The sequence below is a fragment of the Novilysobacter viscosus genome (assembly GCF_046600715.1).
Classification (GTDB): Bacteria; Pseudomonadota; Gammaproteobacteria; order Xanthomonadales; family Xanthomonadaceae; genus Lysobacter_C; species Lysobacter_C viscosus.
In genome coordinates this window covers 34,631-48,448 of the sequence record NZ_JBJMAV010000010.1, presented here as the reverse complement: position 1 = coordinate 48,448, position 13,818 = coordinate 34,631, and the positions used below count along the sequence as shown (strand labels likewise).

21 protein-coding genes are annotated in these 13,818 nt (G+C 69.3%); 4 read left to right on the top strand and 17 right to left on the bottom strand.

Translation table 11 applies throughout. From position 1 onward, the window contains the following. Positions 1-34 precede the first annotated feature (34 nt). The 4 genes from ACJQWL_RS12755 to ACJQWL_RS12740 all read left to right on the top strand — a co-directional run bounded on the left by ACJQWL_RS12755 (position 35) and on the right by ACJQWL_RS12740 (position 4,665). Positions 35-505 carry an MOSC domain-containing protein gene (locus tag ACJQWL_RS12755; protein WP_411300942.1) on the top strand — a complete coding sequence of 157 codons (471 nt, stop codon included), beginning with the start codon at positions 35-37 and terminating at the stop codon, positions 503-505. 46 nt (positions 506-551) lie between these two features. Further along, positions 552-1,076 carry an alpha/beta hydrolase gene (locus ACJQWL_RS12750; RefSeq protein WP_330968481.1) on the top strand — a complete coding sequence of 175 codons (525 nt, stop codon included), beginning with the start codon at positions 552-554 and terminating at the stop codon, positions 1,074-1,076. Between the two features lie 109 nt (positions 1,077-1,185). Next, positions 1,186-3,660: a bifunctional 23S rRNA (guanine(2069)-N(7))-methyltransferase RlmK/23S rRNA (guanine(2445)-N(2))-methyltransferase RlmL gene (gene rlmKL / locus ACJQWL_RS12745; protein WP_330968480.1), complete on the top strand. Its 2,475-nt coding sequence runs from the start codon at positions 1,186-1,188 to the stop codon at positions 3,658-3,660. Between the two features lie 150 nt (positions 3,661-3,810). Then, positions 3,811-4,665, top strand: a complete 855-nt coding sequence (locus ACJQWL_RS12740; RefSeq protein WP_330968479.1) for a pirin family protein — start codon at positions 3,811-3,813, stop codon at positions 4,663-4,665. A gap of 213 nt (positions 4,666-4,878) precedes the next feature. On the opposite strand, the gene ACJQWL_RS12735 is transcribed toward ACJQWL_RS12740, so the two are convergent. The 17 genes from ACJQWL_RS12735 to ACJQWL_RS12655 all read right to left on the bottom strand — a co-directional run bounded on the left by ACJQWL_RS12735 (position 4,879) and on the right by ACJQWL_RS12655 (position 13,394). Next, complete coding sequence (locus ACJQWL_RS12735; protein WP_330968478.1) at positions 4,879-5,340, bottom strand: hypothetical protein; 462 nt, start codon at positions 5,338-5,340, stop codon at positions 4,879-4,881. Positions 5,341-5,507: 167 nt separating this feature from the next. Beyond that, positions 5,508-6,188, bottom strand: coding sequence for a deoxyribonuclease V (gene nfi, locus ACJQWL_RS12730; RefSeq protein ID WP_330968477.1), 681 nt, complete (start codon positions 6,186-6,188; stop codon positions 5,508-5,510). Next, positions 6,188-6,721, bottom strand: a complete 534-nt coding sequence (locus ACJQWL_RS12725) for a SixA phosphatase family protein (RefSeq protein ID WP_330968476.1) — start codon at positions 6,719-6,721, stop codon at positions 6,188-6,190. The genes nfi and ACJQWL_RS12725 overlap by 1 nt, the downstream gene beginning before the upstream one ends. A 2-nt stretch (positions 6,722-6,723) precedes the next feature. Further along, the gene (locus ACJQWL_RS12720; protein ID WP_330968475.1) at positions 6,724-7,206 is read right to left on the bottom strand and encodes an ASCH domain-containing protein; all 483 of its coding nucleotides are present in this window, start codon (positions 7,204-7,206) and stop codon (positions 6,724-6,726) included. Positions 7,207-7,300: 94 nt separating this feature from the next. Further along, entirely contained in the window at positions 7,301-7,660 is a 360-nt protein-coding gene (locus tag ACJQWL_RS12715) for a hypothetical protein (protein WP_411300939.1), read from the bottom strand. 75 nt (positions 7,661-7,735) lie between these two features. Continuing rightward, the gene (locus tag ACJQWL_RS12710; RefSeq protein WP_330968473.1) at positions 7,736-8,086 is read right to left on the bottom strand and encodes a VOC family protein; all 351 of its coding nucleotides are present in this window, start codon (positions 8,084-8,086) and stop codon (positions 7,736-7,738) included. A gap of 61 nt (positions 8,087-8,147) precedes the next feature. Next, a complete protein-coding gene (locus tag ACJQWL_RS12705; RefSeq protein ID WP_330968472.1) occupies positions 8,148-8,636 on the bottom strand; it encodes a DUF6194 family protein in 489 nt (162 codons plus the stop codon). Positions 8,637-8,713: 77 nt separating this feature from the next. Then, positions 8,714-9,091 carry a zf-TFIIB domain-containing protein gene (locus tag ACJQWL_RS12700; protein WP_330968471.1) on the bottom strand — a complete coding sequence of 126 codons (378 nt, stop codon included), beginning with the start codon at positions 9,089-9,091 and terminating at the stop codon, positions 8,714-8,716. Between the two features lie 81 nt (positions 9,092-9,172). Further along, complete coding sequence (locus tag ACJQWL_RS12695) at positions 9,173-9,448, bottom strand: DUF4242 domain-containing protein (RefSeq protein WP_330968470.1); 276 nt, start codon at positions 9,446-9,448, stop codon at positions 9,173-9,175. A 173-nt stretch (positions 9,449-9,621) separates the two neighbouring features. Then, on the bottom strand, positions 9,622-10,005 hold the full coding sequence (locus tag ACJQWL_RS12690) for a hypothetical protein (RefSeq protein WP_330968469.1): 384 nt from the start codon (positions 10,003-10,005) through the stop codon (positions 9,622-9,624). A gap of 78 nt (positions 10,006-10,083) precedes the next feature. Further along, positions 10,084-10,482 carry a hypothetical protein gene (locus ACJQWL_RS12685; RefSeq protein ID WP_330968468.1) on the bottom strand — a complete coding sequence of 133 codons (399 nt, stop codon included), beginning with the start codon at positions 10,480-10,482 and terminating at the stop codon, positions 10,084-10,086. A 42-nt stretch (positions 10,483-10,524) separates the two neighbouring features. Continuing rightward, the gene (locus ACJQWL_RS12680) at positions 10,525-10,932 is read right to left on the bottom strand and encodes a hypothetical protein (protein WP_330968467.1); all 408 of its coding nucleotides are present in this window, start codon (positions 10,930-10,932) and stop codon (positions 10,525-10,527) included. A gap of 167 nt (positions 10,933-11,099) precedes the next feature. Then, entirely contained in the window at positions 11,100-11,588 is a 489-nt protein-coding gene (locus tag ACJQWL_RS12675; protein ID WP_330968466.1) for an AAA family ATPase, read from the bottom strand. Positions 11,589-11,706: 118 nt separating this feature from the next. Next, positions 11,707-12,024 carry a hypothetical protein gene (locus ACJQWL_RS12670; protein ID WP_330968465.1) on the bottom strand — a complete coding sequence of 106 codons (318 nt, stop codon included), beginning with the start codon at positions 12,022-12,024 and terminating at the stop codon, positions 11,707-11,709. Then, the gene (locus tag ACJQWL_RS12665; protein WP_330968464.1) at positions 12,014-12,427 is read right to left on the bottom strand and encodes a hypothetical protein; all 414 of its coding nucleotides are present in this window, start codon (positions 12,425-12,427) and stop codon (positions 12,014-12,016) included. Before ACJQWL_RS12665 ends, ACJQWL_RS12670 begins: the two co-directional genes overlap by 11 nt. A 143-nt stretch (positions 12,428-12,570) precedes the next feature. Continuing rightward, the gene (locus ACJQWL_RS12660; protein WP_330968463.1) at positions 12,571-12,924 is read right to left on the bottom strand and encodes a hypothetical protein; all 354 of its coding nucleotides are present in this window, start codon (positions 12,922-12,924) and stop codon (positions 12,571-12,573) included. A gap of 68 nt (positions 12,925-12,992) precedes the next feature. Next, entirely contained in the window at positions 12,993-13,394 is a 402-nt protein-coding gene (locus tag ACJQWL_RS12655; RefSeq protein ID WP_330968462.1) for a hypothetical protein, read from the bottom strand. Positions 13,395-13,818: the final 424 nt, after the last annotated feature.

Here is a 13,818-nt window from a genome sequence, read left to right as displayed (position 1 = left end):
GCTGCCGCCCGCCGACTCCGAACTGGGCCGCCTGATGGCGACGCTGCCCCGGCCCGGACGGGTCGACTGGATCGGCGTGCGCCCGGCGCGGGACGTGGCCATGCGCGAGCTCGACCGGGTCGATGCGGAATCCGGCGGCGGCTTGAGCGGCGACCGCTACCGGGGCGGCAGTGGCAAGCGCGGCGTGACCCTGATCCAGGCCGAGCACCTGCCCGCGATCGCGGCCCTGTCGGGCCATGACCGTGTCGAGCCGGCCCTGCTGCGCCGCAACCTGGTCGTGTCGGGCGTGCCGCTGGTCGCCCTGGTAGGCCGGCGGTTCCGGATCGGCGAGGTGCTGCTGGAAGGCACCGACGCATGCGACCCGTGCTCGCGCATGGAGACTGCGCTGGGCGCGGGCGGCTACAACGCGATGCGCGGGATGGGCGGCTTGTGTGCGCGTGTACTGGAGGGCGGCGGCATCCGCCTGGGCGACGCGGTCAGCGCGGATGGCCTGCAGGACGCCTGAGCCTCCATTCCGCCCGCGGTTCCGGGCACCCACCACCCGGTCGACCATGCGCGGACACTGCATCCTCTCCCACGGTTTCGAAAGCGGCCCCGACGCCACCAAGGTCACCGCGTTGGCCGACGCGGCGCAGCGCATGGGCTGGACCCACGAGCGTCCCGACTACACCGACCTGGACGCCATGCGCGAGGTCAGCGAGCTGGGCGACGTCGCCGCGCGCCGTGAACGCCTGCTTGAACGTGCCCACGCTGCCGCCGCGCGCGGACCGCTGGTGCTCGCCGGCTCGAGCCTGGGGGCGTTCGTTTCCGGCTGGGTGTCGTTGCGGGTGCCCGTCGCCGCCCTGTTCCTCATGGCGCCGCCGATCCGCCTGGACCGCGCCCACCCGCTGGACGCCGCACGCGTGCCGACGTCGGTCATCCACGGCTGGCACGACGAGCTGATTCCCGCCGAGCACGTCGTCGAATGGGCGCGGGGCCGCGACGCGCGTTTGCTGATGGTCGCGGACAGCCATCGCCTTTCCGGCCACGTGGACGCCAGTGCGGATGCCTTCGCCGCCTTGCTCGCCGGGCTCTGACGGGGCAGCTCCCACCCCGCCAGGGTCAGGGGAAGGTGGGGAGTCTCAAGACCCGACCGTTCCAGCCACATCCAGACCACCACCACTGCTCCACCACCGGAAGCCCCAAGTGAAATTCTTCGCAAGCTGCGGCAAAGGCCTCGAATACCTCCTCGCCGACGAGCTGATCGCGCTGGGGTGCACGCGCGCCACCGCCACCGTCAGCGGCGTGAACGCGGAAGGCACCCTGGTCGACGCCCAGCGCGCGGTGATGCACTCGCGCCTGGCCAGCCGCGTGCTGTGGCCGCTGACCGATTTCGAATGCGCCGACGAACTCGCGCTGTACACCGGTGCCGCCGCGCTGGCGTGGCCCGACCACCTGGCCGCCGGCCACACGCTGGCGGTGGATGCACACGTATCGGGCACGGGCATCACCCATGCGCGTTTCGCCGCCCAGCGGGTCAAGGACGCGGTGGTGGACGTGATGCGCGCTTCGAGCGGCGCGCGACCGGATGTCGACCTCGACAGCCCCGACCTGCGCCTCAACCTGGTGGTGCGCAAGGGCCGGGCGATCCTGTCGGTCGACCTCGGCGGCGGCCCCCTGCACCGGCGCGGCTGGCGCCAGAAGCAGGGCGAGGCGCCGCTCAAGGAAACCCTGGCCGCGTGCGTGCTGATGCGCGGCCGCTGGCTGGAGGTGTACGGGCAGGGCGGCGGGCTGCTGGATCCGATGTGCGGCAGCGGCACGCTGTTGATCGAGGGCGCGCTGATGGCCGCGGATGTCGCGCCCGGGCTGCAGCGTTACGCCGACCGCCTGCCATCGCGGTGGCGGGGGTTCGACGAGGCGGCGTGGGACCTGATCGTCACCAGGGCGCGTGGCCGCGAGCGCGTGGGCATGGCCTCGCTGCGCCGGGTGTTCTCCGGTCGCGATCTCGACCCCCACGCGATCCGCGCCGCGCAGGAAAACGCGGTGATGGCCGGGTTGGCCGGCGTCATCGACTGGGAGGTGGGGGATATCGGGACGCTGCATGCGGGCTCGGTGTCCGGCAACGTGCCCGGCGACGGTCACGCCGGCAGCCACGGGGATCCTTCCGTATTGCAAGGCCCGGACGACGACACGGCCTCGGACGCGCCGCGACCCCGGGAGCCGCATGCCAGCGAAAGCGTGACCCCGGCGACGCCGGAAGGCAGCCTTCCCGCCGCGGCCGTGGACAGCCCGTGGTCGCGAGCGAAAGAGAAGGCCACGACGGCGTCCCCGGTTCCCGATCCGAGCGGGGACCCCGAACCGGGGCAGCCACCTGTGGCCTCCTTACCCGCAACCGCGCCCGCCGCCAGCCCCCCCGGTCTGGTTGTCAGCAACCCGCCCTACGACGCGCGCCTCGCCGCCGATCCGGCGCTCTACCGTGCGCTCGGCGACGCCCTGCGCCGCGCCGTGCCGGACTGGCGCGCCAGCCTGTTGTGCGGCGATGGCGAACTCGCGCGCGCGACGGGCCTTCGCGCAGGCAAGCGCTACCAGGTCTTCAACGGCGCGCTGGAGTGCACGCTGATCGTGTGCGATCCGATCGCGACTGCGCGGGCCGAGTCCACCACCGGCGCCGCCGGCAAGCACGCCGCGCCGCCGCTGAGCGAAGGCGCCCAGATGGTCGCCAACCGGCTGCGCCGCAACCTGCGCAAGCTCAAGGCCTGGCGCCAGCGCGAGGGCATCACCTGTTTCCGCGCCTACGACGCCGACCTGCCCGAGTACTCCGCGGCCATCGACGTCTACCAGCCTGACAACCCGTCCGAGGGTGAAAGCGGGGCCGGCCCGTGGTTGCACGTGCAGGAGTACGCCGCGCCCGCCACCGTGCCCGAAGCCGACCAGCGCCGTCGCCTCAACGAGCTGCTGTCGGCGGCGCGCGACGTGTTCGGCGTGCCGCACGAGCGCGTCGCGCTCAAGACCCGCGCCCGTGGCAAGGGCGGCAGCAAGTACGCCGACGTCGGGGGCGCGCGCACCGGGCAGGGCATGCTGGTGGTGCGCGAGGGCGACGTGCGCCTGCGGGTCAACCTGTTCGACCATCTCGACACCGGCCTGTTCCTGGACCACAGGCCCCTGCGCCTGCGCATTGCCGAGGAAGCCGAGGACACCCGCTTCCTCAACCTGTTCGGCTATACCGGCGCGGCGACCGTGCATGCCGCCGGCGGCCGTGCCCGGCAGACGACCACGGTCGATCTCTCGGCCACCTATCTGCAGTGGTGCGCCGACAACCTGCAGGAAAACGGATTCGGTGGGGCCCGCCACCGGCTGGTGCAGGCCGATGCACTGGCGTGGCTGCAGGCCGACAGCGCCGAGTACGACCTGGTGTTCTGCGATCCGCCCACGTTCTCCAACTCCAAGCGCGCCAACGATTTCGACATCCAGGCCGCGCACGTGCCGCTGCTGCGCGCGGCGGTGGCGAGGCTGGCGCGCGATGGCGTGCTGTACTTCTCCAACAACTTCCGCCGCTTCAAGCTGGACGAGGCTGCGGTGTCGGAGTTCGCGCATGTCGAGGACATCTCGGCGGCCACCATCCCGGTCGATTTCGAGCGCAATCCGCGCATCCACCGCTGCTGGCGCTTGACCCGTCGCTGACGGGGCAGTCGCCTGGCGCACCGGCAGTGACGCGGCGCCTGCGTTTCCGGCATGGAACACAGGTTTGCGCCGGTACCCGCTGGCGTCGCCGCCGGGCGGCACCATCCTTGGAGCCTGCCCACGTGGCACCTGCCCGAAAGGAGCCTGCCAATGAACGCGATCGCCCCGGCCGCCCGCATCACCCGCACCGTGCACGGCATGCCCGCGTCAGACGGGGCGGGCGTGAAATTGACCCGCGTGATCGGTAGCCCGCAGCTGCCGGACCTTGATCCGTTCCTGCTGCTGGACGAGTTCGGCACCGACCGCCCCGAGGACTACCTGGCCGGTTTCCCCGACCACCCGCACCGCGGTTTCGAGACCGTGACCTACATGCTGGACGGGCGCATGCGCCACAAGGACAACCACGGCAACGAGGGCGTGCTGGTGCCCGGCAGCGTGCAGTGGATGACTGCCGGCCGCGGGCTGGTGCACTCGGAGATGCCCGAGCAGGAGGCCGGCCGCATGCGCGGGTTCCAGCTCTGGGTCAACCTGCCCGCGCGCGACAAGATGACCGCGCCGCGCTACCAGGAGTTCGCGCCCGATTGCATTCCTCAGGTCACCCCGGCGCCCGGCGTATCGGTCAAGGTCATCGCCGGCCAGGTCGAGGGCGTCACCGGCCCGATCGTCCAGCCGGCCACCGCGCCACTGTATCTCGACATCGCGCTGGAGCCCGGCGCCTCGTGGGAGTGCGCGCTGCCCGATGGCCACAACGTCTTCGCCTATGCCTACGAGGGCGGGGTCGTGCTGGGCGAGGGCGACGATGCGCGTCCGCTGCCGGTGCAGGCGTTGGCGGTACTGGGCGGTGGCAGCCGCCTGTCGCTGCGTGCGGATGAGACCGGTGCGCGCCTGATCCTCGTCGCCGGCCGCCCGCTGCGCGAGCCTGTCGCCCGGCACGGACCATTCGTGATGAATACCCGCGAGGAACTGATGCAGGCGTTCGTGGATTTCCGCGAAGGCCGGTTCTGACCCGTTGGGGCAGCGACGGGCACGCGATCGAGCCCGCCGACCGATCGAGGCAAGGGAACTTCGCTGGTGGTCGGACGGATCCGCAGGCGGGCACCCCAGCCTGCCGTGGTGGCCCGGTCCGCAACGCAACTCCAGCAAGCGACGCGATCCAGAAACAACAAGGGCCATGTCCTGCGACATGGCCCGTCCATTGCGGCTGGGTGGAAGCGGAGGCTACTGCCCGGCCACCACCTGTGTATCGCGTCGCGCGCCGAAACGCAGGGCCTCGGCCTGGCCGAAGGCCTCGACCAGCGCGTCGTCCGAGCGGGCCTGCAGCCAGATGTGGGCGACCCGGCCGTCGGCCAGCCGCACCAGCGTCTCGCGCGCCTGCACGCCCGGCTTGAGCGCGATCTCAGCCCGGTACCACTGCACCTCGCGGCCGTCGATGCGACCGGTCTCTTCGCGGTTGCTGCGGTCCGGATCGAACGGCGAATCGCGCCCGATCACCATGCCGAAGGCCTCCGATCCATCCGCGCGCAGCGCGCGGCAGAACTCGGAGTCACCTGCATTCTGGTGTTGCCATGCCAGGCCCGAATCGACGGGCAGCTGGGGGCAGGCATTGGGATCCTGTGCCTGGGCCTGCGCCGCGACCCCGAGCAGCAGCAGGAACGGCAAGCTTCGTGCCGAGATGTTCATCGATTTCCCCCTGGATTGTTGCAAACAACCCGTGCACGTCCGCACGGGCGTGGCTCCAACATAGTCCACTCACGGGGTATTGACAAATCCTGCCAATTCAGTTTCCGGCGAAACCGATCGGTTCCGGGCTGCCATGCCGCTGGCCCGCAAGCCGGGCTGGTACCTGATCACACGCCTGCAGTTGCACCGCGTCGCGACGCCAGCCGATCGGCAAGGCGGGTCGGTTCCGGCAGGCGGTAACCGGCCAACCGCGCCATCACGTGCTTGACCGCGGTGGCGTGGCTGACGCGATGGCCGGGCGACACGATCAGCGGGCGGCACCGCAGCTTGCTGCGCAGCGCCGTGCCGATGCGCAGGCCGTCCAGCAGCAGCGGCGAGTGGTCCCCCGGGACCGGGCCGGGTTCCTCGTACTCGCCCACCAGCACCGTCTTGGCGACCCCGATCGTTGCCAGTCCAGTTTCCACCCCCAGGTGTGCAGCAACACCCAGGCCACGGGGATGCGCCACGCCCTGTCCGTCGACGAACACCAGGTCGGGTGGCGTCGACAGCAGCGCCAGCACCTCCAGCAGGGCCGGGAGTTCGCGAAAGCTGAGGTAACCCGGGATGTAGGGCATCCGCGTTGGGGTCCGCACGACGTGCTGTTCGACCACCTCGCCCGTGCGCGCGCCGATCAGCACCGCCGCCGCGCGCGTTACGGTCCCACCGTCCTCGAAGCCGACATCCAGACCCGCAACCGTGGACAGCCGGCGGGGCAGGCGGTCAACCAGCGACACGCGACCGGCCAGCTCCAGCTGCTGGACGCGGAGCGCGGCGGTGGTGCCGGTCCATTTCGGAAACGCCGTGGCCATCACGGGTCGCCCGAGACATCCAGCGTGGCGCTGCCGTCCGTGCCGACCCTGACCACCATCTGCCGCCCGTACTCCGATTCGGCCATGGCCGCGACCGGGCAGCCGCACAGCGCCGCGGCGATGTCGGGCGCGGTATTGCTGTGACCCACCACCAGCACGTCGCCCTGGGGGTGCCTTTCGCGCAATTCGCGCGCGAACCCGTCAGCGGGTCGCCGGGCGTCGTAGATGTCGATCCCAAGGCCGTGGCGGCGCGCCGTCGGCGCCGCGGTCTGCCGGGTCCGCCGGTAGTCGGTGGCGTAGGCGGCGACCACCGGACGCGCGGCCAGCGCATCGGCCAGGCGTTCCGCCCGTGCCAGGCCCGCAGCGGTCAGGCCCGGGTCCTCCCCAGCGGGCGCTTTTTCGGCATGCCGCACCACGATGAAGTTCACCGCGGAGGCAGTGGCGTCTTCGTGTCGCGTGCCGGCACACCCCGCTGTCGCCACTGCGACGGCAAGCAGCGTGCCCAATGCGTAGCGTTTCGCGGTGAAGGTCATCATCAATCCTCTTTCTGTTCGGCTGTACCGCTGCCAGGGGTTGCAACGGGATGTACGCATTCGAACCACTCGAACACGATCGGCATGTCCGGCCGCGGCGGGTGGCCGCTGCCGGCCAGCTCGCGCTGGTAGTACGCCCAATGGGCCTCGCGCCACCACGCCAGCGTGCCGTCACCTTCGCCCTCGGCGCGGGCGTGGTCGGCAGTGACCCCGTCGAAGGGCACGATCTCCACGGCGGTGATGCGGATGATGCACTGGGCTTCGCCGGCCCAGTTGGTGACCACGTGCAGGTCGCCGACGCGGGGCAGCGGCTCGCCGGCGTGCTCGAACGACCACCGCGAAGGCGCGGTGGCGCGTTTGCGACCCGCCAGCGTGAGTCGTGCGCATTCGTCGGCATCGTGCGGGTTGTCGCAGAAGTGCCACGACGATATCGCCGGCTCCGGCCCCGCAGTCGACGGTGCCAGCGCCTGGAATTCCCGCCACATGGCCGTTACTGAAGCGTGCACGCTTCGCCCCCGCGCCCGCATGGACGGAGTCTTCCAATGGCGGGCCGGAGGTTGGCCGCAACCGGGACCGTCCTCATTGCGCGGCCCACGCAAGGCACAGGGCGCCCGCCGCGAACAGCACCAGCCAGGAGATGTGGCGGCCACGCGTGATGACCAGCGGCAGCAGGCCGCAGGCGAGTAGCGCCCAACCGATCGACGCGGCCAGCGAGCTTGGCGAATGCGGGCCTGCGATCTGCACCAGCAGGGCGGCCAGGGTCCATGCCAGCAGCGTTGTCAGGTGCCAGGCAAAGCGCAGGGTGCGACGGGTGAAGTCGGGGCCGCCGAACAGCTTGGGCAGGTCGCGACGGAACAGGCGTACCAGGATGTAGCGCTCGCCCAGCACCGAATGGGCCAGGCCCAGCAGCGCAACCAGCAGTGCCGCAAGGTAGAGCATCACGACGGGTCCTCCCGGCCGTGTGCGTGCAGGTCATTGCGGTGGCCTCGACGCACCCGCGCGCATCCCCAGGCACTAGCCATGCTGGAGGATGTTGACCAGGTTGCCGAGCGGGTCGCGTACATAGAACCGCCGCACGCCCCAGGGTTCGATCGCCGGTCCGTACTCCAGGGCGATGCCCGCGTCGCGCACCCGTCGCAACGCCTCATCCAGGTCATCCACCTCGATGGAAAGATCCGGTACCGCGGTGTCCGAACCCCCTTGCGAAGCAATGCTGACCTGCACGGTCGAGCGCGATGCGCCGGCGTAGGTACGGATCCAGCCGTGGTCCATGGCCAGATCCAGGCCGAGGATCCCGCGGTAGAAGCCATCGGCCTGTTCGGGCTGTCCGGCCGCGAGGTTGGCGACGATGCGTTTGACCTTCATTGGATGACTCCTTTTGACACACACGTGCACGGTGGCGTGCATGGGACGCGAGCGCTGCCGATCAGGTGACCGTCGGCCGCATTGAACGTACTCCCCCCGCCGCCCCCAGGCGCTTGCGGAACTTCTGCTCGGCCAGGCCATGGGCCTCGGCCAGCAGCGGCTTGACCGACTCGAACGTGGCCGGCCCCGGGTTGAGCACGCAGACCCACGACATCCAGCCGTAGACCGGGTGCGGCAACACCGTGTCCAGGGCGGTGAAGTCGTGCGCCGTGTCGACCACGCCCCCCGCGGCCGGTCGCCCCGGCGGGGCGCCGAACAGGGACCGGTAGATGGCCTTGCCCACCCCGATGTTGAGGCGGAACACGGACGGGCGGTCCAGCTGCGAGGCACGGTCGTTGTCGCCATCGCTGGACTTCAGGGTGGCGAAGTAGACCCCGCGCGGAAGTGCGCGGCCCGGGTTGTAGAAGAAGGAGGTTTCACCCCAGGCCTGCACCGGCACGATGCCGGGGAAGCGATCGAGGATGTAACGGGCGATGCTGGATTCGTCCATGGTTCCTGGGAGCCGTGCGCGCCCGCGGGCAGGGCGCCGATACTGGAGTTGCGCCCGCTACGACGGACTGCGGCTGCTCAGCCACCGGTTGAACGGGCGACGCCGAAGGTCGCGCGCAGCTTCTCGCCGAACGTCTCCTCGCGGAAGTCGTTGAACTCCCCCGCGTCGAAGAAGACGCCGTGGCACACGCCACAGGACTCGTATGCGATGTGCGGCTGGCCGGCAACGACCATCTGGATCATCGGCTGCCGGCACCTGGGGCAGGGAGTCGCACCGGCCTGCTGCACCGGCGTGGATCCGGGCGCGGAATCCAACGTATCCGCTCCACCCAGCTCCTTGAGCTGCTCATGCTCGAAGGCGTCGAACCACAGGCCGGCGCAGCCGGGACACCGGTCGATTTCCACGCCCTCGCACATCAGCGCGCTCATTTGCAGGTTGCACTTGGGACACTTCACTTGCCTCTCCTCAAGATGGAAAACGATCAAGGCCGGGCCTCCACGAAGGCCCGGCCAGGGACGCCCGGGGAATTCAACCCGTCATCGGGTTGCCGTGGAAGGATCGATCACGGCGCTGATCGGGCTGATCCTGTTGGCCGGAAACCCCGACCGCCGGGCGTGCTCGCGGATGAGGTCCTCGCTGGGCGCCTCGTAGACGCAATAGATCCTGTCACCGGCGACATAGCTGTGCACCCACTGGATGTCCGGGCCCATGTCGGCCAGGACCGAATTGGAGTGGCTCGAGGCGTCGCGCAATGCCTGCTCCGACATGTCGCCGGCGCCCGCAATCTCGCGTTCGATCAGATACCGGGTCATCACGTTCTCCTGTTGCCAATCGACCCCGGAAGCGGGGCCAGCCGACGGACTCGCCCGCCGCCGTGGGAAGGGACCTGCGCGAGGCTAGCCGAACGCGGGTCGTGCAACCACCGCCAGGGACGCGCCCTGCGGCAATGGCAATGCCGGCACACGGGTCGTTCAATGCGCCCGCGTCAGCGGTTATCCCCCTTGCCAGGATGCCTGTCCAGCAGGTAGCCGACGCCCCCCGCGAGTGCAACGGGCACCAGCGACCAGAAGGGGATCACTGCCACGCCGATCGCGGCATTGGGATCGGAGGCCAGGTCCAGCGTGTAGTGCCAGTACCCCGCAAAGCCAAAGCCTGCCGCGGCTGGCAGCACCAGCAATGCCGGGCGCCGATAGACCGCGGTCCAGGCCAGCACGCTCCCCCACGTGATCGCGTTCAACACCCCCAGCAGCAGGAATCCCAGCGCTCCCGCGGCCGTGTATTGCGCCAGCCACTCCAGTCCACCCGGCAGGCGCGCCAGGTAGGGCAGGAGAACGCCGGTGACCACGATGGCCCGGCGTGCGTGCGTCATTGCGTTACCGGCCCGACGCATGTCGCCGTGCGCACAGGGTGCGACCCGGGGAGGTCGATTCCGACGTGCCCGCCAGCCTCATTGCCCGCTCGCCTGGCGGGTAAACACCAGCCGCTCGTTGATTCTGTCGCGCTCCACATCCTGGGCGCGCGCGAACCCCAGCTTTCCCCCGTGCCTGACCGTGGTCGCGCTTCTCAGGTAGCCGGCCAGCATCTCCTGCTCGCTGGCGGAGTGGAAGAGAAGCTGGTCGCCCTGCAGCCGCCAGCTTCCCTCGGCTTGGCCATAGACACCCAGGCAGCCCTGCCAGTTGCTGGAGAAGCTGCCGTCGGGCCGGAGGACAACGGTGATGTTGCGGCCGAGCCCATCACCGCTGTAGTAGGTGCCGGGCAGTTCATCCGGGGTGGCATGGACGATCGAATCGGTGGCACAGCCCGCAAGCGCCAGGACGAACGCGACGGTCACGATGGTCTTTCGCATGCTGTCCAGGTCCTCGAACGGGTTGGTGCCCACCCTGGCGGCTCAGATGATGTTCCCCGCGGCGCCGCCCAGCGCCGCCCACAAGACCAGTCCACCCAGCACGGCCGAGGCAGCACCCAGCAGCGGAAGGAACCGCAAGGCTTCCGGAACGGCACGCCGTGCGAAGCGATGATGCCAGCGCCAGGGCACCAGCAGCAGGCCTGCAGTCGTGGCCAGCATGATCCCGCCGAAGACGCTGAGGGCCGTCGGCAAGGCGGTGCGTGGTGCGGCCAGCAGGAAGGCAGCGCCCACCACCAGCCGGACCGCAAGCTCCAGGTAGTGCTTGCGCGGGGAGCTGGCGAATCCGAGCAGGAACCGGCGCGCCGCGGACGGCGCCAACAGGGAGAGCGCTCCCAGCGCCACGAAGAAGAGCCCGGCCATCGCCACGACCGCAAGCGACACGTTGTGCATCACTGTTGCCTCACCACGCCCACGGGCGTACCACCCCGGCGACGTCCCTTCGCCGATGGGCCATGGAACGACCTGGGCCTGCGCTTCAATTCCACTCCATGCATCGTGCAGAGGGGCCTGTTCGCATCATCCGGGCGTCCGCTGGCCCGGCCCCGGCATGCCTGCCGTCAGCGCGCGACATCGCCCACGCCCGGCCGCTCGCTCTTGTTGCCTGCAAACGCATCGAAGATGCGGCGGTGCGCATGGTACGACCAGGGGTCCCGCCGCTCGTAGTAGCCCCCGACCCACGCCTGCAGGGTTTCCAGCATGGCGTCCTGCGCCTCTTTGGAGGCGTACTTGTGGGGCTCCCAGGGCCGCAGGCGGTTGTGCCGCAGGCACGTTTCCAGCCCGGGGTTGAGGAACACCAGTTCGGTGCAGTGGACGGACGCGGCCTGGACCAGTTCGCCGTAGCAGCCTTCGATGACCCAGCGGTCATTCGCCGCCAGGAATGCCTGCAGGGACGCGTCGATGGACTCGCGCGGTCGCTCCACGGCCACCTTGCCCGGCTCCCAGACGATGGAGTCGAGGTCGAGGTGGGGCAGCCCGTGTGTCTTCCCCAGCTGCCGGGCCAGCGTGCTCTTGCCGGAACCCGAATTGCCGAAAACCAGATATCTCAAGCCGCCTGACTCCTTGGCCGGGCCAAGACCGCTCTGCACGGGTTGGCCGGTAATGGACTGGCGCAAGCACTCCCGTGCCGGGCGCAGCGTGGGCATCGGCGCCGACCGCCGGCGGTCGCTATGACCGCGGCACCATGCATGCCGGATCGCGCCGGTAGCGGAGGTAGCCGATCAAGGTGAAAAGCGCCGCCGACAGTGCGCCCCACAGGGCTGCCAACACCGCCGCATCGCCTGGATCATGTCCCTTGGCGAGCTCGACCGCGAAAAGCAGGGCGCCGGCAACCAGCAGTGCAACGACAAATCGCTTCAACCAGAACTTCCTTCCCATGAGCCTGACCTCCTTTTTCAAACCCGTCGCAGTCCCGCGTGGCACCATGCGCGCGAGGCAGCACTCCAGCAAGCTGCGGTTGACGTCGCGGGCGATGCTACCGCTCAACCGCCCGGTTGCCGTAGGCAAGACGACAGAAGACCAGCAGTACCGGAACTGCCAATCCCACCCCGATAAGTCCCGCCCTTGGGCTGTCTTGGGCGAGCGCCGCGACCGGAACTGCAGTCAGGACAACCGCAACCAGTGGGCCGGCGAAGCCGGTACGGCGAAGCAGGGCAAGCGCCGGAGCCAGGTAGAGGGCGCCGAACACGAAGGATACGACCGGGCCCAGTAGTGCGCTCTGGGCAACGGCTTGCAGCCCGTCGAGCGCCGAAGGCGGTGTTGCGTGCACAGCCACCCCCATCGTCGCCAGTACCGCACCTGCCGGAACGCCGCCAAGCAGGCTGGCGACGGCCACGTTGCCGATGATTCTTTCCGGTTTCGCCTTCACCCCGCCCATGAATCCACTCATCGACGCAAGCCGTCGGGTACCGCGTCGTCAATGCCGGTCACACCCCTTTCCGCGATCATTTCATGCCCTCCCTGGCAGAACAAAAAAAAGCGATGAACCCTCGCTGCCCCGACCGGACGCATCGCGGGCCTCCCGAGGCGTGGTCAACGACGGTGCATGCAGCGCCCCGATAGTGGAATGGGCCCGTACAGGCGGTCGATACCTGCAATGCCACCCGTCTGCTGCAGGTAGAACGCATTCTCCGATTGAACCAGGTGCAGCGTTCGGTAGAACGCGTCATGGACCACGCCGGGTGGGTGGGTGCCCAGAGACGCGATTTGCACGGCAAGGCCTTCGGGCAGCGAGTTGGTGGATGGCCACGACGAGGGGATTCCAACCTCCATCAGCCCGATGGCCTCGGCCTTCGCGCACTCGAGCCAGGGAGTGGCGCTTTGCCCGGAGGTGGAACACGACGGCAGCAGGGCGATGGCCAGGATGGCGGCAGTGATCGGTTTCAAGATTCCTCCAGGTCAAGGTTCTTCCAGGCCAAGGCAGGGGGCGCGCGCGCGCCCACTGCGACCTGACGCTAACGCGGGCTCCGGGGCAATCGCTTGAGCAGGCTGCTCTCGTGCACCGTCTGGCCGGCAATATCCTCCATCCGGGCAAGCGCGGGCACGCCGTGCCGCGTAACGACCTCAAGAGATGCGATCAGGCCGAGCGAGCTTGATGCGGCCGGGACCAGCTGCACCCGCCCGTCATGGAACTGCCACCTGCCTTCCCGCATCGAAGGCGCCTCCATGTCGGACGACCAGGTCTGCAACTCGTACCTGCCTTCAGCGCCCAGGCGGAGCTCCAGCCCGATACAGCACCCCAGCGACCACCCGTAGGTTCCGGCAACCACTGCCTGAGATGGAGGTGCGCTTGCGCAGGCCGATGCCAGCAGGGCAGTGAGCGCTACCGATAGCACTGCGCGCAGATGCAGGGTCATTCAAACGACTCCCCGGTGGGCCCGACTCGCACGGCGCGGAACGGGAGTGGAGCAGATGCGGCCAACCACGCCGGACAACGCAACTGAGCGGCGCCGCATCGATTGGGAGTCAGTTGCTTCCACCAAGTCCAATGAATGCGAATGGCAGGGCGATGCACCTGACAACCTTTGGAAATGCCAGTCCCAAAACCGCCAGCAGCGTGGCGGAAACGAGGCCAGCCCGGAACAGTGCCGACAATGATGCAGCGCCGTCCCCCAGTAGCAAGCACCCGATGATCCCAAGCCATATCCCCGCCCACGCACCCAACAAGCAGGACACGAAGCGATCGCGCCTGGTGGCCGGAGCGTGCCACCAGGAACGCAGGCGTAACCGCTGCTTCTGGAGACGTGACGCCACCCTTTCAACCCGCTTTGGGATCAAGCC